The organism is Paenibacillus yonginensis (assembly GCF_001685395.1).
Taxonomy (GTDB): domain Bacteria; phylum Bacillota; class Bacilli; order Paenibacillales; family Paenibacillaceae; genus Fontibacillus; species Fontibacillus yonginensis.
The window spans coordinates 2,519,629-2,540,925 of the sequence record NZ_CP014167.1; the positions used below are offsets into that span (position 1 = coordinate 2,519,629).

Below are 21,297 nucleotides of genomic sequence, written 5' to 3' on the forward strand. Positions count from 1 at the left end.
TCTAAAAAGCTGTTCGTTTCCTTATTTCGATAGATTCTAGTATACCATAACGGATTGGACTGGAACATGCGTTTGCCGAAACCCTGCCGATTGGAAAAAAGAAAAAGCAGGCCGGCGCTTCACCGGACCTGCTTGATTGACGGGGTATAGCTTTTTTAAATTTTGCTGCGCACCTCAAAAATAGCGAATTTCAGATAGTGGCCTTCATCCACGCCTAAAATTTGCGGATGATCCTTGCCTGCCGCCCGCCATTCCACCAGTCTCAGAATTTTCCCCGCATCCTCTGCCGCCTCGGCGATCGTGCTCAGGAACAGGTCGGGACGCATGTGGTAGGAGCAGCTGGCCGTAACCAGATACCCGCCCTCGTTAACCAGCTTCATGCCATGCAGGTTGATATCCTTGTAACCCCGGCAGGCACCGGCCACCGCTTTTCTTGTTTTGGCAAAAGCCGGCGGATCAAGAATAACCACATCCCAAGTCCGGCCTGTGCCGGGCGCAAGCGGTGTTGACGTGTCCACTTTGCCCTCAGCCCGGGCTTTACGTTCTTCCTGGCCTTTGACCTGACTTCGCAGGTAATCAAAAGCATCGGCTACCACAAACTCGACCCGGTCTTCGAACCCGTTCAGCTTTACGTTCTCGCGGGCGCTTTCGATGGCATGCTCGGAGATGTCGAGACAAGTGACCTTCTTGGCTCCGTATTTGCAGGCATGCAGCGTGAAGCTGCCGGTGTGTGAGAAGCACTCCAGCACGGTCGCACCGTCCCAATAAGGAAACGTCACTTCTTTGCCGCTTTTGTTCACAGGCACCAGGCGGGTTCCGGCTTCCGGATCTTCCAGCTCCTGAAGCCGGATGCCGCTTTTCTCCCCCCAGCCCAGCATAAGCGGAGCGATGGAGGCGCGGTTCTCCCGCTGATCAAAGAAATAGCCGGTCTTCTGTCCTTCCACGATGTCTACGGAGATCAAAAGGCCGTTCTCCGTTACGGTCACATGACGCGGGCAGTCGCCGTATAAAGGTCCTTTCACCTGTTCAAGGCCTTCGATCTCCCGGACGCCGACATCGCTGCGCTCGTAGATGCCTTGTGGCTGTAGAACCTGCACCAGCGCCTCCACGATCTCATCCCGGTGTTTATCCATGCCCAGCGTAAGCAGCTGTATGACCAGAACATCGCCAAAGCGGTCCACGATCAGTCCCGGCAGAAAATCAGCTTCCCCATACACGAGCCGGTAGGCGTCTTCCTGGACAAACCGGCTGCGATGTCGGAGGCAATCGGTGAACCGTTCAACAAAAAAAGCCGTATCCATCGCCTGAATCGGCTTATATGAAACGATCCGCACTGTAATCTGGGATGCCGGGTTATAATAGCCGGTTGCCAAATAACGTCCCTGATGGTTCACGACCTCTACCAGATCGCCTGGAAGCGCTCCTTCTTCCACCCGGTCAATCTCACTTTTATAAACCCAGGGATGTCCCTGTTCCAGCCTTTTCTTGCGGCTGCGCTGCAAAATTACTGCTGCCATTCTAACTCCCACTCCTAGCTGTTCTCAAAATAAGTGACTTTTCGCTTATGTCATGACTCGTCCCTGCCGCGCATAAATATTACCACAGCATGAACTTGTCTATGGAAAGGAGGTCCGCCGTGTTCCGCGAAATGATCATCCCGCTGATCTTTGGACTGGCCCTCTTTATATTTGGCATGAAAATGATGGAGCTGGCTTTGCAGGCCTGGGCAGGACCGGTACTGACAAAGCTGCTGAACACGGTCTCCGCTACCCCTCTTAAAGGAATGGTGTTCAGTACGGCCGTGACCGCTCTGCTGCAGAGCAGCACCGCCGTTACCGTGATGACGATCGGCCTTGTCAATGCCGGTCTGCTGACCTATGGCCGGACGCTGGGGATCATTCTCGGCGGCAATATCGGCACCTGCCTGACCACTGAGCTGATCGCCCTGCATATTTCCTCTTTTGGACTTCCGCTGCTCCTGCTTTCTTTATGCATCTGGTTTGCCGCTGTCGTCCTGCATGAAAAATTACCGTTCCGGCTGCAAAAACACGCCTCTCTGATGATTTCCACCCAGCACGCAGCCCTGGCGGCGGCAGGATTCAGCATCGTGCTTACAGCCATTGCCTGGATGCAAAGCACGGGCGAAGCCCTGCAAACCTACGGCTTGATCGACTGGTTCACTAAACGTGCCGAAAGCAGCATCCTGTGGGGCGTAGCCGCCGGCGCCGTTTTGGCTGCAGTCGTTCACAGCAGCGCAGCCGTGATCGGGCTTGCTATGGGACTGGCTGCTGCCGGTGCCCTGCCCGTGCCGCTCGGCATCGCCGTTGTACTTGGTTCCAACGTCGGCACCTGCGTGACGGCCGTGATCGCCTCGATCGGCGGAACCCGCTCCGGCCGCTTTGTGGCCTGGTCCCATATTGTGCTGAATGTTGGAGGCTGTCTGCTGTTCCTGCCCTTTATCCGCGAGCTTGGAGCAGCCTCCGCCTGGATGACCTCCGATGCTTCGGCGATGATCGCCCACAGCCAAACTTTGTTTAATTTGTTAAGCTCCCTGATCGCCCTGCCCTTGTGTTATCTGCCTGTATGGAAGCGGCTGGACAAACTCGCCTAGACTTCAACGCCAAGCAGCTTCAGCCCTTTTTCCAAAATAAAGTCATTATTATCATAGCCGGAGGTACGCTGCTTCTCCCAGGCCTCCTTTGGTTCATACCAGTCTACGCCGCGGATTTCCTCAATCTGGGCTTTCAGCTCGCCTTGAGTGCTTTCGACCAGGTAATAATGGACTTCCTTATCAACTAACCCAAATTCGGCATGTTCATATTGATAAGCAATGATATCAATAGGCTGGACGATAACGCCATGAACGCCCGTTTCTTCCCAAATCTCTCTAAGCGCGGTTTCCTCAACCGTTTCGCCCGGCTCCTGTTTGCCTTTGGCGAAAGACATCTTGCCGTAACGGTCTGTAATAAGCTGGATTTGAAGCTGTCCGCCTTCCCGGCGATAAACGACGCCTCCGGCCGAAATTTCTTTATGTGCCATCTTGTTCCCCTACCTTTCTGTCTATCCTTCAATAACCTTGAATAACAAGGATTCCATCCCGCAGTGGAATGAAATCCTTGAGGTTGTTGCAAATATGAAGCTGTTACCGCCCGGCAGCTTCAGGCAGCTCGTCCAGAATGCGGACGAGCGTTCCTTCGCAGCCGTTCACGCCTGCTTGGGTTACCTTGACCCGGCACAAACGTCCGGTTAAATCTTCGGCCGTATCAAATACAACCTGCAGATAGTTGTCGCTCATGCCCATTGCGCGGCCAGGACCATATTGGCCTTTCTCATCGCGTTCCGGAATGACTTCAAGCACCTCGCCGACAAACTTCTCGGCATAAGCCAGCTGCATTTGCTCGGACAGGTCGATCAGCTCATGCACGCGTGTATGCTTCACTTCTTCATCCACCTGATCCTCCATACGTGCAGCAGGAGTGCCCGTCCGTTTGGAATAAGGGAAGACGTGCAGCTCGGAGAAGCCGATCCGCTTGATAGCCTCAAAGCCGTCGCGATAATGCTCGTCCGTTTCGCCCGGGAAACCTACGATGATATCGGTAGTAATGGCTACGTCCGGCATAAATTCGCGGATTTTACGGATCTTCTCCTCAAACTCGGCAATCGTGTATTTCCGTCTCATCCGTTTCAGCACTTCGTCGTTGCCGGCCTGAAGCGGAATGTGGAAATGACGGCACATTTTGGGTGATTTCTTAAGCACCTCAAGCACTCTGTCGTCGATTTGGCTGGCTTCGATCGAACTGATCCGGACGCGCTCCAGCCCTTCCACTTTATCCAGATCCCACAGCAGATCGGCCAACTTATAATCGTCCAGATCATCGCCGTAGCCGCCGGTATGGATGCCGGTCAATACGATTTCTTTATATCCTGAAGCGACAAGCTGTCTCGCTTGAGCGATAACGCTCTTGGGATCACGGCTGCGCGACAATCCGCGGGACCAAGGAATGATACAGAAGGTGCAGAAGTTGTTGCAGCCTTCCTGGATTTTCAGGAAAGCCCGGGTATGATCTGTAAAGTTTGGAACGTCCAGCTCCTCAAATTCACGGGTTTTCATAATATTGCGAACCGCATTGATCGGCTGGCGTTTGCTTTGAATTTCCCTGACGTAATCCAGAATTTTGTCCCGGTCCTGGGTGCCGATGACAAGGTCCACACCCGGAATGTCCATAATTTCAGCCGGCGAGGTTTGCGCGTAACATCCGGTTACGGCGATAATCGCGTCCGGGTTGCGCCGAACCGCGCGGCGGATAATTTGCCGGCTTTTCTTATCCCCGGTATTGGTTACCGTACAGGTATTGATCAGATAGACGTCAGCGGTCTGCTCAAAGTCCACCTGCTCGTATCCTTCGTTTTTAAACAGCTGCCAAATGGCTTCTGTATCATAAAAGTTAACTTTACATCCAAGCGTATAAAAAGCTACAGATGGCATTGCTAAACTCCCCCCATTTCTCCGGTTTCATATAATATGCAGGTCAGGGCGGCCATGCCGGCCGTTTCCGTTCTCAAAATTCGTCTGCCGAGTCCAACCGATTTCGCGCCAGCTGCTTCTGCCTCGGCCACTTCCTCTTCGGTAAATCCGCCTTCCGGACCTACAACCACCAGCACACGGCTGGAGACCTCAGGTCCCAGCGAACCGACAAACGGCTGAACAATGTCTCTTAACTGTTCGCCAAGTTCTTTTTCATAACACATGCACACCAGATCATAGCCGTCAAAAAGCTCCAGCAGCCGCTTCCATTTCACCGGCTGTTCCACGTCAGGAATACGGCTCCGATGGGCCTGCTCGGCCGCTTCTTTGGCGATCTTGCTCCAGCGCGCAATCCGCTTCTCTTCCTTGCGCTCATCGTACTGCACGATCGTCCGCTCCGACAGAAACGGCACGAAGGCGGCCGCTCCGATCTCCGTACACTTCTGGATGACCGTCTCCATTTTATCGCCTTTCGGCAGACTTTGGGCTATATCCACCTTGACCCGGGGTTCGCTGGTATCCTCCATTGTCTCCAGAATAACCGCGGTTACACCCTCAGGCTCCAGCAAAGACAGCTCTGCCAGCACCACACGGCCTTGTCCATCGCTGACAATGACCTTGTCTCCGGGTTTGCCGCGCATCACTTTTGTGATATGGCGTGCATCTTCGCCCGTGACCTGCACCTGCTGCTCTCCGAACTGCTCAGGCGGAATAAAATAACGCTGCATGTACATCCATCCTTGTTCCAAATTGCCATCCTACATCATACAACTTTTGCTCCAAGCTGGCTACAGCTTTCGGAGGTTCTTTTTCAGCCAAACAAACTTAAAGACACGCGGGTAAACGCATGAAAAATATGATAAATCAATCCGTATAAAGGAGCTATCGTTACCGCCCTTAAAGGCGGAATAAACACGAACAGCAGGAAAATCAAAGAAGCCCATTGCTCGTATTGCTGCAGCATCGGCCGGATGCGCCGTGGAACAAGATCCTCGACAATCCGGTAACCGTCGAGCGGAGGCAGCGGCAGCAGGTTGAACAAAAACAGGCCGATATTCAAAATGCTCAAATAGTACAGGAACAGCTGCACGGCAACCTGGAAGCGGGAAGCCCCCTCTCCCCCGATCACACCTGCGTTAATCAAAGCCACATAAACAATGGTAGCTACGAATCCAATCACCAGGTTGCTTAAAGGACCAACGAACGAAACAATAATCCCCATCAGACGAGGTTTGCTGAAGTTGTCCCTGTTCACCGGAACAGGACGGGCCCAGCCAAAACCGAGCAGCAGGATCATCAGGGTACCAAACAGCTCGATATGCGAAGCCGGGTTTAAAGTCACCCTCCCCAGCATTTTGGCCGTTGGATCACCAAATTTATAGGCCGTATAGGCGTGGGCAAACTCATGGAACGTAAAAGCAATAAGAATGACTACCAATATAAAAGGCAGCACATCCAGAGGAAAAGCAAAAATGGAATTCAGGAAACCCATGTCTACCCCTTTCTCGCCACAAACGCGACCCAATCTTCTTCACGTGCCGTATGCGCGATCTCGAAACCTGCCGCTACCAGACCCTGCTCGACATCCTTCTCTTTGTTCTTGTAAATGCCCGAAGCGATATAATATCCGCCAGGCTGAAGCGCCTGATAAACATCATCAATGAAGAGAAGAATAATTTCAGCTAAAATATTGGCAACAACAACACGGACCGGCAGAGTTACGCCCAATTCGGAAGCCCCTTTGCCGCTTTTCAACACGGCCAGAAGGTCGCTTTCAAAGATTGAGATCTGCTGCTCCAGCCCGTTCAGCTGCGTATTCTCACGTGTGCTCGTAACTGCAATCGGGTCGAGGTCAAGCGCGAGTACATGCTTGGCTCCAAGCCGGACTGCCCCGATAGCCAAAATGCCGGAACCTGTGCCTACATCAATAACTTCGTCGCCTTCCTGAATTACGGACTCCAGCGTACGCAAGCAGAGCGCCGTTGTTGGGTGGGTTCCTGTTCCGAAAGCCATGCCCGGATCAAGCTCGATAATTTTCTCCTGCTCGGAAGCCGGCCGATAATCCTCCCAGGTCGGTTTGATCGTCAAACGGTCCGAAACGCGGATGGGCTTGAAGTATTTTTTCCAATTGTTCGCCCAGTCGTCTTCGCTTACATCCCGCAGCGAAAATTCAGCGGCGCCCGGATCGATGTCATATTCGCGCAGCTCCTCAATCCGTTCTTGGATCTCCTGCTGGATGGCGTCCATGTCGCTGCCTTCCGGGAAATAACCGCTAAGCTTTGCTTCTCCCTCCGGAATGTCATTGGGCGGGATTTCAAACCACTGTCCCAAAGAAGTGTCTCTCGGTTTATTGTTATCGACATGCTCCTCAATGGAAACGCCGCCTGCACCGGATTCGTGCAGAAAGTTCGAAATCATCTCCACCGCTTCCTCTGTCGTATGTATCGTAAGCTCTTTCCAAATCTTCAAAACGATTTCCTCCTCGATATTTGCATGCCTTCTATTGTACTATAAAAAGGAACAAAAAAGAAAACCGCCAAAGCTTCACTTTCCTGCGTTAACAGGTCTCGTGAACTCGGCGGCCCAGGTGTCTAGCCGTATTCGATTCTCCGGATTTTCTAAGGGGATCAGAGTTTAGGGGTACGCTTCTCCTGCCGGGCATCCGCCCGTTCGCTTCGCTCGAGTGCCTCCCAGTCCTCCTGATCGGCACGTTCTTCCGAGAATTCCACATCCAGATTGTGGCCTTCAAGCTGTTTGGACAGACTTTTGTTTGCTTTGTTGTTGTTTGATGTGCTGTTGGTTTTATTCAAATGATTCATGGGGGCCTCCTTCTGTTATTATTAGGATTATAATCTGGAATTACGGGATTAAATCATTCCGCCAGCGTCTTCTACAATCTTCATCGCCTGGTGATGGACATTCTCATCCACCACGGCCGTAAGCAGTATATCCCGCCCGGTCGGGCCGCCTTGGCCTCCGTCGCTCATCCCGCTGTTGGACGGATCGGCTTTAGCCATAATGCCGGCGGATTGATGGGACATCTCCAGGTCCTGCGCGAATTCCATCATCGTTCCGCTGCCATAGCGGCTGAAACGGTCTATGGAGTAGTCCACGACCCGCAGAGCCTGAAGCTTGCGTGCTGCGCCTTCCGCTTCCTCGGGACTTTTGAAATACGCGAGTATATTTTTTTCGGCCATTTTCTTCACCTGCTTCGTTAGTATTCAGGATTCACGCAAACCCATTCACGCTTAATTGTTATTGTGCAGGCGCGAGGTGATTTTTATGCCTCAGCAGTAAAAATCTAACCAGAACGGGAGGCAGCAGAATGGATAGGAACAATCGATTTAGAGCGCTATTTCCCGGAACCGGCGGACTCCAGCACGCCGATCCGGCACCTCTCCGCCATTTGAGCATAGGCATCGAGCCGCTCAATCAGGAGGTAAACCGGGTCGTAATAAGAGCTGAAGCTCCTCATCCCGGTTACGGAATCCGGGTAATGGGCATTTATTTTTCGGGCGGTAGGGCTCTTATTTATGTAGAAGCAGTACGCCCTGACCCGAGCGTCATGCATCCTCAAGTAATCTCAGCCGTTCAAACTGTGACATACATAGATAACACTTATACACCTCTTTTCCCGCCGGAGTATGAGAAATATATCAGTCCTTGGATATAAGAATCTTCTCACTTCCGCAGACAATTCCTATCCTCCCAGTTTTATGGGGGGTTTTTTTGTTTTTAAGTAATTTAATGTATTAATTACTTTTTTTGTTTGTTTTATCAAAATATTTTATCAGTTTAAAATATAGAATTTTCTTCCTCATACTATTAAACTCTTAAACAAATATTCCAATTCTACCATTGGGCAAAAAGGAGGGGCAGTTTTACATAGAAGGTAGAATCTAACTGATAACTTCATAATTAGTCATTAGGAGGGAATGTCATTTGAGACAGAAATGGTTGAGTGTACTAACAAGTACGATTCTGAGCGTAACTCTGTTAGCCCCCGGGGTAGGAGCTGCTCCTCAAGAAACAGAAGTATCCAAGCTTAGTGCGGAAACAATTGCCCAAATGAAAACTATCATTGAGCAGCAGTCTTTTTCGGGAAAACCTTATCTTTACGAGGGGTTGGATCAAATCGGGGATACTGAGAGCACAAATGTCATTGTCCAATTGACCGATAACCCCTTGGCTGTACTCAAAGCAAAAAACAAAATCAGTGGAAGGTCCTTCTCGGCCTCCTCGGAAAAAAGTGCTCTTAGTCAAATCAAATCCCAGCAGGAGCAATTTGAAGATGAACTTAGAGATCAGGGGATCTCTAGTGATGTTCAAAGCAGTTATTCAAAGGTGATAAATGCCGTTTCCCTTCAGGTAACAGGCCGTGATCTGGATAAATTGGTTAAAATGGACAACGTTAAAGCCATCTATCCGGATCTCGAGGTCAAACTCGATCCGGAACAAGTCCAGAATACCGAATCACAAGCAGAGCGGTTGATGAACGCCGCGACCTATTTAGGTTCAAACCAGCTGTCTTATAAAGGAAATGGAATTAACATTGGTGTTATTGATACTGGAATTGATTATATGCATCCTGTACTTGAAGATGCTTATGCTGGTGGCTGGGATTTTGTAAACAATGATGATGACCCTTATGAAACCACTTACCAAGACTGGGTAAAAGCCCATAATGCAGATCCCGAAAAATATCCAGAAATTAATTCCGATAACGAAACTTATTATACCGAGCATGGAACACATGTTGCAGGAATTATCGCTGCCCGAGACCAAAGTGAGTTCAATGTCGTTGGCATTGCACCTCAAGCTAAGATCCATGCTTATAAAGTTTTAGGGCCTTACGGATCCGGACAGTCCTCATGGGTTATTGGAGGAATTGAACGTGCTGTAGAAGATGGCATGGATATCATTAACTTGTCTTTAGGCAATAGCCTTAATGATTCCAACTATATAACTTCAATAGCTATCAATAACGCTATGCTGGATGGCGTAGTTTCTGTAATTGCCAGTGGAAACTCGGGGCCGGACAGATATACAGTAGGTTCTCCAGGCACTTCAACATTTGGCATCACAGTCGGCAATTCTACCTTGCCTAGTCCCGTTGTCACAGCCCAAGCAGACTTTATTGAAACTGCCACTTCCGTTACTTATGCAACTTACACAAAAGATTTAATGGCTTGGAACATTGCCGAAAATCCTTCACTTCTTGACGGAACCAGTATTCCAATCGTATATGCGGGTTTAGGATATCCAGAAGACTTTACAAAAATTGAAGGTGGCGTTAAAGACAAAGCGGTATTAATTCAAAGGGGAGAACTTACCTTTGTCGACAAAATTGCCAATGCGAAACAAGCTGGAGCTAAGGCAGCGATAATCTTTAATAACGTTCCGGGAGATATTCCTTATTTGTTAGGAGATGACTTCAGTTTTATTCCAACGCTGTCACTCCCTCAAGAAGCCGGTCAGCAGCTTCTGCAGCAGCTTGAAGATGGTCCTGGTTCTTTGGAAGTTGTTTGGTCTAATTTCGTTAAATCCGAACAACCCGGAGATGACATTAACGACACCAGCTCCAGAGGTCCAGTAAAAGATAATCTGAACATCAAACCGGATATCGTAGCGCCAGGTACAAATATTTTATCTTCTGTTCCTGCTTATGGAAAAGATGAACCTTCTGCAAACTATGACCAGGCCTATGCGCGTTTAACGGGGACAAGCATGGCCACTCCTCAAGTTGCCGGCATTGCTGCGCTCGTTATAGAAGCAGCACGAGCCCATTACCCAGATCGTGAATTTTCTCCCTTCGACATTAAAGCTGTATTAATGAATACCGCCTTGGTGTTGGACCCAACAAAATATGATTTGTTGGATCAAGGAGCAGGACGTGTTCAGCCTATAAAGGCTGTCGAAACTACTGCGATAGCAGAGGTTATTGATCAGACCGCCTACTATGATCTCGGGGAACTGATTACCAAAACAAATGTTACTGGCAGCATAAATTTTGGACATTTTGAATCCACATCCGAGGGAGATATCACTAAAACCATTCGCATTGAAAATCTTTCTACGGAATCCAAGAGCTATACGGTAACCAACGTTGTTTATCAGACGGTTAACGGGATATCTTCCGCCGATATCTCCATCGATCAATCTGAATTCAACTTATCTGATGTAGAAAACCTTGCCGTCACTCTTCATATCCCTAAAGGAATCCAGAGCTCCGGTGAACTCCAAGGTTACATTGTAATTCAAAGCACCGATGGAGCTACACGGTTGAGCATCCCTTATGCTGCATACTTCAACAAACTTCAAGGGCTACAAGGATTTAAGTATATTAATCTGGATGAAGCCGCTAGCAGCAAAGGTTTGGCTCATTATCCGTTAACCTCAGACGGTGAACTCGGCCTGCTCACCGGTCAATTCGAGTCTTATAATCCGCTTGCTTACGCTTATATCGCTTTATTCGATGGGTTGGATACGGATGGCGGATTTGATGGAGGAGGTCATCTTGGTCTTATTTACGATCCAGTGATAGACGATTTCTTCTACGAGAATATAACTGAGAATACCCCTGTCCAATATACATGGAGTGGAGAATATGCTGATCCATATACCGGGGAAGTTTATCCTGTGAAAGACGGCCTTTATACGCTGGATATCTATGGTTTTAAAAACGATGATGGCAGCGGCGGTTCATTCTTCGAGGATACCGATCCATTTATTGTGAAGACCAAAGCTCCTGAACTAGATGTCGCTAATAAAGCAACCCTTTCGTCAGGTTCCAGCTATACAGGGAAAGTCAAAGATCTGAACATTGATATTGCCCCAGCCTTAAAAGAAGGATGGGATCAGGATCTGATCGTCAAAGACGTTTTGAATGGCAGCTACAGCATTACGACCAAAAACGGAGTAACAGTTACAAGCGGAAGCTTTGAAATTGGACAGGATGGATCGTTCTCTATTCCAACAAACGGTATTGCCGGCGGCTATAACCTCAATCTGCAAGTCGTGGATCAAGTTGGTTTGACTGGCAGCAAGGCGGTTGATTTAACCCTAACGGCAAATTCGAATATTCCATCGCCGCCATCTGGACCTTCACCGGGTTCCACGCCTAATACGACAACACCATCAACAAGCAGCGGGACCGAGAGTCAAGTAACTCTCGCCGGTGGTACCCTAACCGAAACAACCACAGATGGAAAAGTAATCTCTTCTATTAAGGTATCGGATGATACGGTGACAGGACAAGCAGAGAGCAGTGCTAAAGAAATTGTTGTAGATCTTACTGCCGCCGATCTTACAAAATACGATTCAAATAAGATCACATTATCTGCTGCGGCTACAAAAGGGTTGAAAAACTCCGGCAAATCACTTGTTCTTCAAACTACTGGATTTGCTTTAACGATTCCTGCAAGCGATATTGATTCCTTTATCGCTGATAGTGTATTCTCGATCCAGTTTGCTACTAGTAAACCAAATGCGGATCATACCTTCTCAATCACCGGCGGCGGGAAATACACAAACGCCTCTAATGAATTCACTTTATTGGCAAGTGATGTCGAATATCCTGCTCCGTTAAATTTGACATTTAAACTGGATAACGGGGCAGACCTGCAAAAAACAGGAATTTATTCTTTATCAGATTCCGGGAAGTGGATTTATGAATCTTTCGGTAAATTGACTGATGAGAAGGAAATTATGGCTTCTGTCCAGAAGCCAGGAACCTTCACAGCAGCCAGCTATGATAAGACTTTTGCTGATTTAACAGCTCATTGGGCAAAGGAACCAGCTCAAGTAGCAGCCGCTCATCATTTATTTACCGGAAAAGGATCGATGGATACCTTTAAACCAAATGATCTTTTAACCCAAGCCGAATTTAAAACCTTATTTGACCGTCTGCTTGGAAATGACAGCGATTGGGAAACTCGTTCCAAAGAAATCGGCGCTTCACATGTACTCACAAGGGAAGAAGTTGCCGTGATTCTTGCCCAGTCCTTGGACGCTGATCTTCCGGCAGTAGTCGGAAGTCTTGACTTTAAAGACGAAGCATCCATCTCTTCTTCCTCTCTCGCAGCTATTCAATTTGCCAAAGAGAAAGGTTATCTTCAAGGTACGGGCAATAACACCTTTGATCCAAAAGGAAAATTGACCCGAGCTCAGGCAGCTGTGCTTATTTACCGCGTTTTGCAGGACTTGCAAAAGTCTGAGTAAGATCAAAGTTGGTTAGGAGACACCACATCATCTTTCAGATGGTGTGGTGTTTTATTTTTAGGAATTTTATTAAAAATTTGAAACGTACTCCGCTCTTGTTCGTAATACCTTGTATATGCACAAAAAACATCACTTCACAGGAGGGCGTCAATTTAATGTTAAAGAAAATCGTGATGGTTGTAATGGCATTTACCCTGTTTTTTGCTTTTACTGTTCAGGACAGTGTCGATGCAAAAGGTCGCATTGGCGGAAGCTACAGATCAGGTGTTAAATCCCACACTACAACACCCAATAAATCAACTACTAAGGACAACGTTTCCAAGTCCAGCACAGGCAGCACAACAGGCGGAACAGCCGCTTCTACGGCTAACCGCGGTTTCTTCAGCGGCGGAAGCTTCATGAAAGGCATGATGATCGGCGGTTTGTCCGGTCTGCTGTTCGGCAGCCTGTTTGCCAGCATGGGCGGTTTTGGCAACCTGCTTGGACTCGCCCTTAACATCTTTGCCATCTATCTGGTTGTTGTGATTGCAGCTGCCTTGTTCCGCCGCTTCAGCCGTCCTCGCAAACCTGACCCACGGGATGGACGGTATTAATCCATGATTCTGACGGAAGACGAAATTGTCAACGCGGTTTGTATCCATACAGCCAGCCGAAAGCAAATCCGTCCTTCGGATGTACAAGTCGAGCTAGCCTGGGATGAGGACACAGGATTTACAGCGGAGGTTTGGGCGGCCGGACGAAGCCAATATATCGTTGAGGCCAACCTGATCGAAGCTATATTGCTCTACATGCATGAGGAGTACGGCAGAAGGGTGTTTAAGGACGAGGTAAGACTGGACCTTGAAGACGAAATCATTGCGGTAGTTAACGATTAAACAAGAAAGTCCGGGATAACGGTGCAAGCCGATCCCGGACTTTTTTTATGACCAGAGAATTGCGGGTAATCGGGTAGGAGGCTACCCATTAATTGGGCAGCCGACCTCCCACACCACCGTACGTACCGTTCGGTATACGGCGGTTCCATTAGGAATGCGCAGTAACTTGTCGATAATAATCAGAAAAGAAAAGGAATCCGAGGTTCTTCAGCCTATTGTTACCGAGGGACTTCGAGAGGATTGGGCTATTGGAGATTCTCCAATAGCCCTTTCTTGTGTTTGCGTATTCCCACGCCTTCTGTTCATGAATTCCGAGCGATATAAGCCTTTCGAGTTTCGTCCTCACTCGTTTCCATTGCTTCCAGAAGACCATTCGGATACGCCTTCTCATCCATTTATCAGTGGTTTGGAGTAGTTGTTTCATGTCAGCAAGCTTGAAATAATTTACCCATCCCATGATGTAACGCCTAAGCTTCAGCGCCCGGTCGGTGTTGCCCATTCCGTTGCTTCTCGACGTTAGCTCTTTCACTTTAGCTTTCATCTTGGATACGGATTTGGGATGGATTCTGACCCGCGTTTCCCCTTTGCTCTGGTAGAATGAGAAGCCAAGAAATTTAACTTTTGTCGCATCGTCCACAATCGTTTTCTCCCGGTTTACCTTGAGAAACAACTTCTTCTCGATGTAAGGGAGAATTTTCGTCAGGGTACGCTCCGCACTCCTCCTGCTCCGGCAGAATATGAGCATATCGTCTGCGTATCGCACGAATCGATGTCCTCTTGCTTCCAGTTCCTTGTCCAATTCATTCAGCATGATATTGCTGAGAATCGGACTTAGGTTCCCTCCCTGCGGTACGCCGATTTCCGTGTCCTCAAACTTATGCTTCACGACGACTCCCGCCCGGAGATACTTATGGATGAGCGAGATCACTCGTCCGTCTTTGATCGTTCTTGAAAGCACCTCGATAAGCTTGCTTTGGTTGACGGTGTCAAAGTATTTCTCCAAGTCCATATCCACCACGTAACGATATCCCTCTTGCACGTATTGTTGGCTTCGTTTCATCGCGTGGTGTGCGCTCCGTTTGGGTCGGAATCCGTAGCTGTTGTCTGAAAACTGCCTCTCATAAATTGGCGTAAGCACTTGGGCGATTGCCTGCTGGATGACTCGGTCAACCACTGTTGGGATGCCAAGGTTTCTCTTCTTTCCGTTCTCTTTGGGAATCTCTACCCTTCGAACGGGATTCGGGCGGTACTTGCCGCCCAAGATCAGTTGCTTGATGGTCTCGCCGTTGTCTCTGAGATATTGTAGAAGTTCATCTACTCCCATCCCGTCGATTCCGTGCGATCCCTTGTTCGCTTTGACTCTCTTGAATGCTTCGTTCAAGTTGTCCCTGCTAACGATTTTCTCAAGCAACCGGTCCTTCGACTCGGTTGCGTTGGTGTCGTCGGTTTCGGTTATCCTCGCAGGACTGTGCACTCCCGCATATCCTTCGTGTTCCGCACTATTCTTTTGCAAAGAGTCTTCCGTTAGAAGTTGGCTGCCCTTGGCTCCTGTTTCGGTAACTTTCATTGACTTCACCTCCTAAGGTTCAGCCCTTCCCTCGAACCGTCGACTGTTCGCGGTACTATGGCGTCTGCTGACTTCTCATGATAAATCTTGTTTCAACCGTGATTCGAAGTGCATCTCCTCACGTCCATGAGACCTCCCACGGTAAGACGATTCACTTTCCTTCCATATACCCACATCATTTACATTGGTACGTCCGTGTAGTTAATTGGACTTCGTCTTGTTTAGCAGACTCATCCCGTATCCTATGCCTGATGATGTTCGTGTTCCTTGGGCCGGAAGTTTGCCTCCAGCTTCCTTTGGATTCCACCTCGCGGTGGACACCCTTGCTCTTGGCTAGTGGTTGGTAACTACAAACCCCCACAGTGGACTTTCACCACCTAGTTAATCGCCATGCGTGGCACACTAACAAAAGGACAGCACAAACCGCGCTGTCCTCTTTGTATTTATTATGCTTAGCCCTGAGTCTTAGTCGCCTCTGAACGCTCTCTTCATCCGATCAAAGAAGGACTGCTCGTGTTCATGGGTATGTTCCCCGTCGTGGGCCGCAAACTGGCGGAGCAGCTCTTTCTGCTCATCGCTGAGTCTGCTCGGCGTAACGACAACAACCTTCACATGCTGGTCGCCTTGACCGACGCCGCGAAGCTTTGGAACCCCTTTGCCTTTAAGGCGGAAATAAGTTCCCGTCTGTGTTCCGGCCGGAATCTTCAGCTTCACCTTCTCGGTCAAAGTAGGAATTTCGATCTCATCCCCTAGCGCCGCCTGTGCAAAGGTAAGCGGAACTTCACAGTAGATGTCGTCGCCTTCGCGTTCAAAGAAATCATGGGATTTCACGCGAATGACGATGTATAGATCGCCTGCGGGGCCACCGCGAAGACCGCCTTCGCCTTCGCCGGACATCCGCAGTTGAGCGCCGTCGTCCACGCCAGCTGGAATGCGAACATGGATTTTACGCTGTTTCTTGACTTGGCCGCTGCCTGAGCAGGTTGGGCATTTTTCTTTGATGATTTTCCCGCGTCCTCCGCAATTGGAGCAAGCACGGCGGTTCACCATACGGCCAAACGGCGTATTCTGAACAACTTCCTGCTGGCCTGTGCCATGACATACGGAACAGGTTTCCGGATGGGTACCCGGCTTAGCCCCCGAGCCGTGACAGGTGTCACAGCTTTCCGTACGGGGGATCGTAATATCCCTCTCTACGCCAAAAACCGCTTCCTTGAATTCAATCGTCATCGTATACTGCAAATCGTTCCCGCGCTGCGGGGCGTTTGGATCACGTCTGCCGCCTCCGCCGCCGCCAAAAAACATATCAAAGATATCGCCAAAGCCGCCGAAGTCCCCTCCGGAGAATCCGCCGCTGCCCATGCCCTGGTTAGGATCAACATGGCCAAACTGGTCGTATCTCGCCCGTTTCTGTCCGTCGCTCAGTACGTCATAGGCTTCCTTTACTTCCTTGAACTTCGCTTCAGCATCGGCCGCTTTATTGACGTCCGGATGATACTGGCGCGCCAGCTTTCGGTAAGCTTTCTTAATTTCATCATCCGATGCGTTCTTGCCGACGCCCAGCACCTCATAATAATCTCGCTTATCTGCCACACTTCCACCTCCGCCATCTTTGCACAAAAGGAAAGTCAAAGCGCGGAATGCCTAAGCGCTTTGACCTCCCTACTGTGCTAATCTATTCGTCCGATGCCTCAAACGGCCCCGGTTCTGTTTTGGATTAACCCATTGTACCGTAAAGTCCTTATTTCCTCAAAAGTCGGCTCTACGTTCGCGCTTCCTCTTAGAGGTTTTATTTCTTGTCTTCGTCAACAACTTCGTAATCAGCATCTACGACGTTGTCTTTGCCGGCTCCGCCTTGGGAAGCATCTGCGCCTTCAGTGCTGCCTTGAGCAGCCTGAGCTTGCTCATACAGCTTCACGGACAGCTGCTGAACGATTTCGGTCAGCTTCTCGGTAGCGGCCTTGATTTCGTCCAGATTGTCTGTGCCAACGGCTTTGGACAACTCTTCTTTGGCCGCGTTTGCTTTTTCGATTTCAGAAGCGTCCACTTTGTCGCCCAGATCTTTGATCGTTTTATCAACGCTGTAGATCAGCTGGTCGGCATTGTTTTTCGCTTCAACAAGCTCTTTGCGTTTCTTGTCCTCATCTGCATGAAGCTCGGCATCCTTCATCATACGTTCCACTTCTTCGTCGCTCAAGCCGCTGGAGGAAGTGATCGTAATTTTTTGGCTTTTTCCTGTGCCTTTGTCCGTTGCGGATACGTTAACGATACCATTCGCGTCGATATCAAACGTAACTTCGATTTGAGGTACGCCGCGCGGAGCCAAAGGAATATCGTTCAAAGTGAAACGTCCCAGCGTTTTGTTGCCTGCTGCCATTTCGCGTTCCCCTTGCAATACGTGGATTTCAACGCTTGGCTGGTTATCCGCGTAAGTGGAGAAGATTTGCGATTTGCTTGTAGGGATCGTAGTGTTGCGGTCAATCATTTTGGTGAACACGCCGCCTGCAGTTTCGATACCCAAAGACAATGGAGTTACGTCGAGCAATACCACGTCTTTAACATCGCCAGTCAATACTCCCGCTTGAACAGCAGCACCGAGAGCCACCACTTCGTCCGGGTTAACGCCTTTATGAGGTTCTTTGCCAGTCAATTTCTTGATGGCTTCCTGAACGGCTGGAATACGGGTCGAACCACCGACAAGAACCACTTTATCGATATCGGAAGCGGACAAGCCTGCATCGCTCATCGCTTGGCGAGTAGGACCCAAAGTGCGTTCAACCAGACCAGCGGACAATTCTTCGAATTTAGCGCGAGTCAGGTTCACTTCCAAGTGCTGAGGCACTCCGTCAACTACGGTGATAAACGGCAGAGAGATCGTTGTCGTAAGTACACCGGAAAGTTCTTTTTTCGCTTTCTCGGCAGCATCTTTCAAACGTTGGACAGCCGCTTTGTCTTTGCTCAGATCAATGCCTTGCTCTTTCTTGAATTCGTTCACGAGATGATCGATGATCACTTGGTCAAAGTCGTCGCCGCCGAGGTGGTTGTCACCGCTCGTGGCTTTAACTTCGAAGAAGCCGTCGCCGAGTTCAAGGATGGAAACGTCAAATGTACCGCCGCCAAGGTCAAATACAAGGATTGTTTGATCTTCCGATTTCTCCAAACCGTATGCCAAAGCTGCAGCTGTTGGTTCGTTGACGATACGCAGCACTTCGAGACCAGCGATTTTACCGGCGTCTTTAGTTGCTTGGCGCTGACTGTCGTTGAAGTATGCCGGAACCGTAATAACCGCTTGCGTTACCGGTTGGCCGAGGTAAGCTTCCGCGTCAGCTTTCAGCTTCTGCAGGATGATGGCGGAGATTTCTTGCGGCGTAAAGTCTTTGCCGTCGATTGTTTCTTTATGGTTCGTACCCATATGTCTCTTGATGGAGATGATAGTACGGTCAGGGTTAGTGATCGCTTGACGTTTAGCCGTTTCGCCTACGATACGCTCGCCGTCTTTCTTGAAGCCTACTACGGACGGAGTCGTACGCGCGCCTTCAGGGTTCGGGATAACAACGGCTTCGCCGCCTTCCATTACCGCTACGCAAGAGTTGGTTGTACCCAAGTCAATACCGATTACTTTACTCATGGAACATGTCCTCCTAAAATTTTGTGAGTATATGCTTCTTAAGACTAGACTTCGGAAACATAGGCCCTAGCGAACCATACGCCTCAGGGCTGATTGGCCCTTCCACCTCAAGCTTAACCGCTCAGATGAAAGGAAAATTCGCTGAATGCTGGACCGCGATCAGCCGCTTACCTTCACCATCGCCGGACGAAGCACCTTGTCTTTCAGCATGTAGCCTTTTTGCAGCTCTTCGACCACAATGCCTTCTTCGTACTCATCAACTTCCACTGTCATGATCGCCTGATGGTATTCCGGATTAAACGGTTGTCCAACCGTCTCCATAATCGTTAAACCTTCGGCCTTCAGTACGCCTTCAAACTGGCGGAAAATCATCTCCACCCCTTTGACAAAAGAAGACGGGTCATTTTGCTCAGACACACCCGCCGCCAATGCGCGTTCAAAATTATCAAACACCGGCAGCAGCTCGCTGATCAGCTTGGACGAAGCATATTTGGCAAGTTCTTCTTTCTCCTTCTGCGTACGTCTGCGGAAGTTGTCATAATCGGCCTGAACGCGAAGCAGACGCTGCTGATGCTCGGCAGCTTCGGCTCTCAGGCTTTCAAGCTCCGGATTGCCAGCTGCTTCCGCCTCCGCCGCTCCTTCTACATGATCGTCAGAGGCATTCGCACCTGCTTCAGGAGCTGCATTTTCCTGCTGAAGATCCTGTTCATTTTCCACTGTCGCTTGTTCTTGCTCATTTACGTTTGCTTCGTTGTTCATATCGGTTTCCTCTTCAGTTCGATTGATATTCTTCAAAGAAATCTTCACCTCCTTGAAGGGCAGGCCTGCTTGACCATCCCGCTTCCCGCGTTATGATTTCGACAAAGCCGCCGAAAGGTTGTTGGACAAAATATTCAAGATCCCGATGACCCGCGCATAGTCCATCCGGGTTGGTCCAAGAATGGCTATGGAGCCGAGCGCTTCGCCTTCTACCGAATACGTAGCTGTAATCAGGCTGCAGTTCGCGATAGCCTCATGGGTATTTTCGCTGCCGATGCGAACCTGGATGCCAGAGCCGCTGGCCACCGAAGAAATCATCTTCGTCAGGGTTGGCGTCTCCTCAAGCAAATCAAGAATGTTCTTAACCTTCTCTATATCCTTGAACTCAGGCTGGGTCAGCATATTCGTCGTGCCGCTCAGGAAAATCCGCTGATTCTCCAGATTGGAGCCGAATGTTTCATCAAGCACACTCATCAGTTCCTGATAATGCGAGACATGACGCTCCATTTCCCGGCCGATCTCCTGAAAAATCTGCGCTTTCAGCTTATAAATCGGCATACCGGATAAACGGTGATTCAGCAGATTAACCATCCGCTCGATTTCCGAAACCGAAACACCGGGCGGAATCGCTACCGTCTTATTCTCTACCTGTCCGGTATTTGTTACTACAATCGCTACTGCCTTATTATCATTTAAAGGAAGCAGTCCAAAATGACGAAGCGTTGTATGGAAAACCTCCGGTCCGAGAAGGATCGAAGTATAATTCGTCAAATGGGACAAAATCGTACCTGCATGCTGCACGACCTGCTCGACCGCATTCAGCTTTTCAGCAAAAAAGGCCTTAAGCACCTTTAATTCCGAAGCGTCCAGCGAAGCCAACGGCACCAGATGATCCACGTAATACCGATAACCTTTGTGGGATGGAATCCTCCCTGCCGACGTATGCGGCTGCTCCAGGAATCCAAGCTCCTCCAAATCGGACATCTCGTTGCGGATCGTGGCCGGACTGTACCCGACATCGCCGCGTTTCGAGATGCTGCGGGACCCTACCGGTTCTGCAGAACGGATGTAATCATCCACAATCGTTGTTAAAATAAGTCTCTGTCGCTCCGTCAACATAGGTAATCCCTCCCCGTTCGTTATCTAACGCTTCCGCTTTAGCACTCACTACGATAGAGTGCTAATCACTATTACAAAAATACCAGACCGACATGACGATTGTCAAGTCAGTCCAGCATTTTAAGCACGGCAATTTCATCGCAGCAATGCTGCTTTGCACAGTGGATGCAATCCGTCCAAACCTTCTCCGGAAAGATCTCTTTATCAACGACCTGAAAGCCGTTTTTTATAAAAAAGGATACCTCGTAAGTCAGCGCCATGATCTTCGGAATGGATCTGGCTTTCGCCTGTTCAATCAGCTTGCTGACGATCATGGACCCCAACCCCTGGCCTTTGCAGCCCTCAGTAATCCCTAAAGACCTGATCTCCACCAAATCGTCGCCGAGCTGGCAAAGCGAACCGCACCCGGCTACCTGGCCGTCCACCTCAACCACAACAAAGTCGTTGATCTGCCGTTCCAGAACCTTGCGTGACCTCGGAAGCATGATGCCCCTTCGCGCATATTCCTCAATCATTAAAAATAAGGGTTCAACATCATCGATGGTTGCAGTTCTGCATACGGCAACGGCTGGCATCGTCAGTACACCTCCTCGGGTTAATAACA

Annotated in this window: 19 protein-coding genes; 5 read left to right on the forward strand and 14 right to left on the reverse strand. The window is 49.4% G+C overall.

Annotated features, from left to right (window positions below; translation table 11 throughout):
* Window positions 1–155: 155 nt before the first annotated feature.
* Complete coding sequence (locus AWM70_RS11580; protein ID WP_068696543.1) at window positions 156–1,517, reverse strand: class I SAM-dependent rRNA methyltransferase; 1,362 nt, start codon at window positions 1,515–1,517, stop codon at window positions 156–158.
* A 119-nt stretch (window positions 1,518–1,636) separates the two neighbouring features.
* Here AWM70_RS11580 and AWM70_RS11585 point away from each other — a divergent pair, with 119 nt between their 5' ends.
* The gene (locus tag AWM70_RS11585) at window positions 1,637–2,611 is read left to right on the forward strand and encodes a Na/Pi cotransporter family protein (RefSeq protein ID WP_068696545.1); all 975 of its coding nucleotides are present in this window, start codon (window positions 1,637–1,639) and stop codon (window positions 2,609–2,611) included.
* On the opposite strand, the gene AWM70_RS11590 is transcribed toward AWM70_RS11585, so the two are convergent.
* The 7 genes from AWM70_RS11590 to AWM70_RS11620 form a co-directional block, all read right to left on the reverse strand.
* Window positions 2,608–3,039 carry an NUDIX hydrolase gene (locus AWM70_RS11590; RefSeq protein ID WP_068696547.1) on the reverse strand — a complete coding sequence of 144 codons (432 nt, stop codon included), beginning with the start codon at window positions 3,037–3,039 and terminating at the stop codon, window positions 2,608–2,610. The two genes, AWM70_RS11585 and AWM70_RS11590, sit on opposite strands and share 4 nt — an antisense overlap.
* A 103-nt stretch (window positions 3,040–3,142) precedes the next feature.
* A complete protein-coding gene (gene mtaB, locus AWM70_RS11595; protein WP_068696549.1) occupies window positions 3,143–4,486 on the reverse strand; it encodes a tRNA (N(6)-L-threonylcarbamoyladenosine(37)-C(2))-methylthiotransferase MtaB in 1,344 nt (447 codons plus the stop codon).
* Between the two features lie 2 nt (window positions 4,487–4,488).
* On the reverse strand, window positions 4,489–5,253 hold the full coding sequence (locus AWM70_RS11600; protein ID WP_068696551.1) for a 16S rRNA (uracil(1498)-N(3))-methyltransferase: 765 nt from the start codon (window positions 5,251–5,253) through the stop codon (window positions 4,489–4,491).
* A gap of 83 nt (window positions 5,254–5,336) precedes the next feature.
* On the reverse strand, window positions 5,337–6,017 hold the full coding sequence (locus AWM70_RS11605; RefSeq protein ID WP_068696553.1) for a site-2 protease family protein: 681 nt from the start codon (window positions 6,015–6,017) through the stop codon (window positions 5,337–5,339).
* A gap of 2 nt (window positions 6,018–6,019) precedes the next feature.
* Window positions 6,020–6,943: a 50S ribosomal protein L11 methyltransferase gene (gene prmA, locus AWM70_RS11610; protein WP_068700595.1), complete on the reverse strand. Its 924-nt coding sequence runs from the start codon at window positions 6,941–6,943 to the stop codon at window positions 6,020–6,022.
* A gap of 209 nt (window positions 6,944–7,152) precedes the next feature.
* Window positions 7,153–7,344 (reverse strand): YfhD family protein, encoded by a 192-nt coding sequence (locus tag AWM70_RS11615; RefSeq protein ID WP_068696555.1) that lies wholly within the window; start codon window positions 7,342–7,344, stop codon window positions 7,153–7,155.
* 48 nt (window positions 7,345–7,392) lie between these two features.
* Complete coding sequence (locus AWM70_RS11620; RefSeq protein ID WP_068696557.1) at window positions 7,393–7,722, reverse strand: hypothetical protein; 330 nt, start codon at window positions 7,720–7,722, stop codon at window positions 7,393–7,395.
* Between the two features lie 128 nt (window positions 7,723–7,850).
* On the opposite strand from AWM70_RS11620, the gene AWM70_RS11625 reads away from it, so the two are divergent.
* The 4 genes from AWM70_RS11625 to AWM70_RS11640 all read left to right on the forward strand — a co-directional run bounded on the left by AWM70_RS11625 (window position 7,851) and on the right by AWM70_RS11640 (window position 13,620).
* Entirely contained in the window at window positions 7,851–8,198 is a 348-nt protein-coding gene (locus AWM70_RS11625) for a hypothetical protein (protein ID WP_068696559.1), read from the forward strand.
* Between the two features lie 269 nt (window positions 8,199–8,467).
* The gene (locus AWM70_RS24160) at window positions 8,468–12,745 is read left to right on the forward strand and encodes a S8 family serine peptidase (protein WP_068696561.1); all 4,278 of its coding nucleotides are present in this window, start codon (window positions 8,468–8,470) and stop codon (window positions 12,743–12,745) included.
* Window positions 12,746–12,900: 155 nt separating this feature from the next.
* Window positions 12,901–13,338 carry a hypothetical protein gene (locus tag AWM70_RS11635; RefSeq protein ID WP_068696563.1) on the forward strand — a complete coding sequence of 146 codons (438 nt, stop codon included), beginning with the start codon at window positions 12,901–12,903 and terminating at the stop codon, window positions 13,336–13,338.
* A gap of 3 nt (window positions 13,339–13,341) precedes the next feature.
* The gene (locus AWM70_RS11640; protein WP_068696565.1) at window positions 13,342–13,620 is read left to right on the forward strand and encodes a YxcD family protein; all 279 of its coding nucleotides are present in this window, start codon (window positions 13,342–13,344) and stop codon (window positions 13,618–13,620) included.
* Between the two features lie 148 nt (window positions 13,621–13,768).
* Here the strand turns inward: AWM70_RS11640 and ltrA are convergent, their stop codons facing one another.
* The 6 genes from ltrA to AWM70_RS11670 form a co-directional block, all read right to left on the reverse strand.
* Window positions 13,769–15,187: a group II intron reverse transcriptase/maturase gene (gene ltrA / locus AWM70_RS11645; protein WP_068693838.1), complete on the reverse strand. Its 1,419-nt coding sequence runs from the start codon at window positions 15,185–15,187 to the stop codon at window positions 13,769–13,771.
* 465 nt (window positions 15,188–15,652) lie between these two features.
* Window positions 15,653–16,780: a molecular chaperone DnaJ gene (gene dnaJ / locus AWM70_RS11650; protein ID WP_068696567.1), complete on the reverse strand. Its 1,128-nt coding sequence runs from the start codon at window positions 16,778–16,780 to the stop codon at window positions 15,653–15,655.
* 196 nt (window positions 16,781–16,976) lie between these two features.
* Window positions 16,977–18,815 carry a molecular chaperone DnaK gene (dnaK, locus tag AWM70_RS11655; protein ID WP_068696569.1) on the reverse strand — a complete coding sequence of 613 codons (1,839 nt, stop codon included), beginning with the start codon at window positions 18,813–18,815 and terminating at the stop codon, window positions 16,977–16,979.
* A gap of 159 nt (window positions 18,816–18,974) precedes the next feature.
* Entirely contained in the window at window positions 18,975–19,574 is a 600-nt protein-coding gene (grpE, locus tag AWM70_RS11660; RefSeq protein ID WP_068700597.1) for a nucleotide exchange factor GrpE, read from the reverse strand.
* A gap of 90 nt (window positions 19,575–19,664) precedes the next feature.
* A complete protein-coding gene (hrcA, locus tag AWM70_RS11665; protein ID WP_068696571.1) occupies window positions 19,665–20,693 on the reverse strand; it encodes a heat-inducible transcriptional repressor HrcA in 1,029 nt (342 codons plus the stop codon).
* Window positions 20,694–20,800: 107 nt separating this feature from the next.
* The gene (locus AWM70_RS11670) at window positions 20,801–21,268 is read right to left on the reverse strand and encodes an N-acetyltransferase (protein ID WP_068696573.1); all 468 of its coding nucleotides are present in this window, start codon (window positions 21,266–21,268) and stop codon (window positions 20,801–20,803) included.
* Window positions 21,269–21,297: the final 29 nt, after the last annotated feature.

Bases quoted from the DNA above. Each gene is read 5' to 3' on its own strand.
- dnaK (WP_068696569.1), bottom strand. From the start codon at position 18,815: ATGAGTAAAGTAATCGGTATTGACTTGGGTACAACCAACTCTTGCGTA.
- ltrA (WP_068693838.1), bottom strand. From the start codon at position 15,187: ATGAAAGTTACCGAAACAGGAGCCAAGGGCAGCCAACTTCTAACGGAA.
- AWM70_RS11600 (WP_068696551.1), bottom strand. From the start codon at position 5,253: ATGCAGCGTTATTTTATTCCGCCTGAGCAGTTCGGAGAGCAGCAGGTG.
- AWM70_RS11580 (WP_068696543.1), bottom strand. From the start codon at position 1,517: ATGGCAGCAGTAATTTTGCAGCGCAGCCGCAAGAAAAGGCTGGAACAG.
- AWM70_RS11640 (WP_068696565.1), top strand. From the start codon at position 13,342: ATGATTCTGACGGAAGACGAAATTGTCAACGCGGTTTGTATCCATACA.
- AWM70_RS11670 (WP_068696573.1), bottom strand. From the start codon at position 21,268: ATGCCAGCCGTTGCCGTATGCAGAACTGCAACCATCGATGATGTTGAA.
- AWM70_RS11590 (WP_068696547.1), bottom strand. From the start codon at position 3,039: ATGGCACATAAAGAAATTTCGGCCGGAGGCGTCGTTTATCGCCGGGAA.
- hrcA (WP_068696571.1), bottom strand. From the start codon at position 20,693: ATGTTGACGGAGCGACAGAGACTTATTTTAACAACGATTGTGGATGAT.
- AWM70_RS11615 (WP_068696555.1), bottom strand. From the start codon at position 7,344: ATGAATCATTTGAATAAAACCAACAGCACATCAAACAACAACAAAGCA.
- prmA (WP_068700595.1), bottom strand. From the start codon at position 6,943: ATGATTTCGAACTTTCTGCACGAATCCGGTGCAGGCGGCGTTTCCATT.
- mtaB (WP_068696549.1), bottom strand. From the start codon at position 4,486: ATGCCATCTGTAGCTTTTTATACGCTTGGATGTAAAGTTAACTTTTAT.
- AWM70_RS11625 (WP_068696559.1), top strand. From the start codon at position 7,851: ATGGATAGGAACAATCGATTTAGAGCGCTATTTCCCGGAACCGGCGGA.
- AWM70_RS11635 (WP_068696563.1), top strand. From the start codon at position 12,901: ATGTTAAAGAAAATCGTGATGGTTGTAATGGCATTTACCCTGTTTTTT.
- AWM70_RS11605 (WP_068696553.1), bottom strand. From the start codon at position 6,017: ATGGGTTTCCTGAATTCCATTTTTGCTTTTCCTCTGGATGTGCTGCCT.
- grpE (WP_068700597.1), bottom strand. From the start codon at position 19,574: ATGAACAACGAAGCAAACGTAAATGAGCAAGAACAAGCGACAGTGGAA.
- AWM70_RS11620 (WP_068696557.1), bottom strand. From the start codon at position 7,722: ATGGCCGAAAAAAATATACTCGCGTATTTCAAAAGTCCCGAGGAAGCG.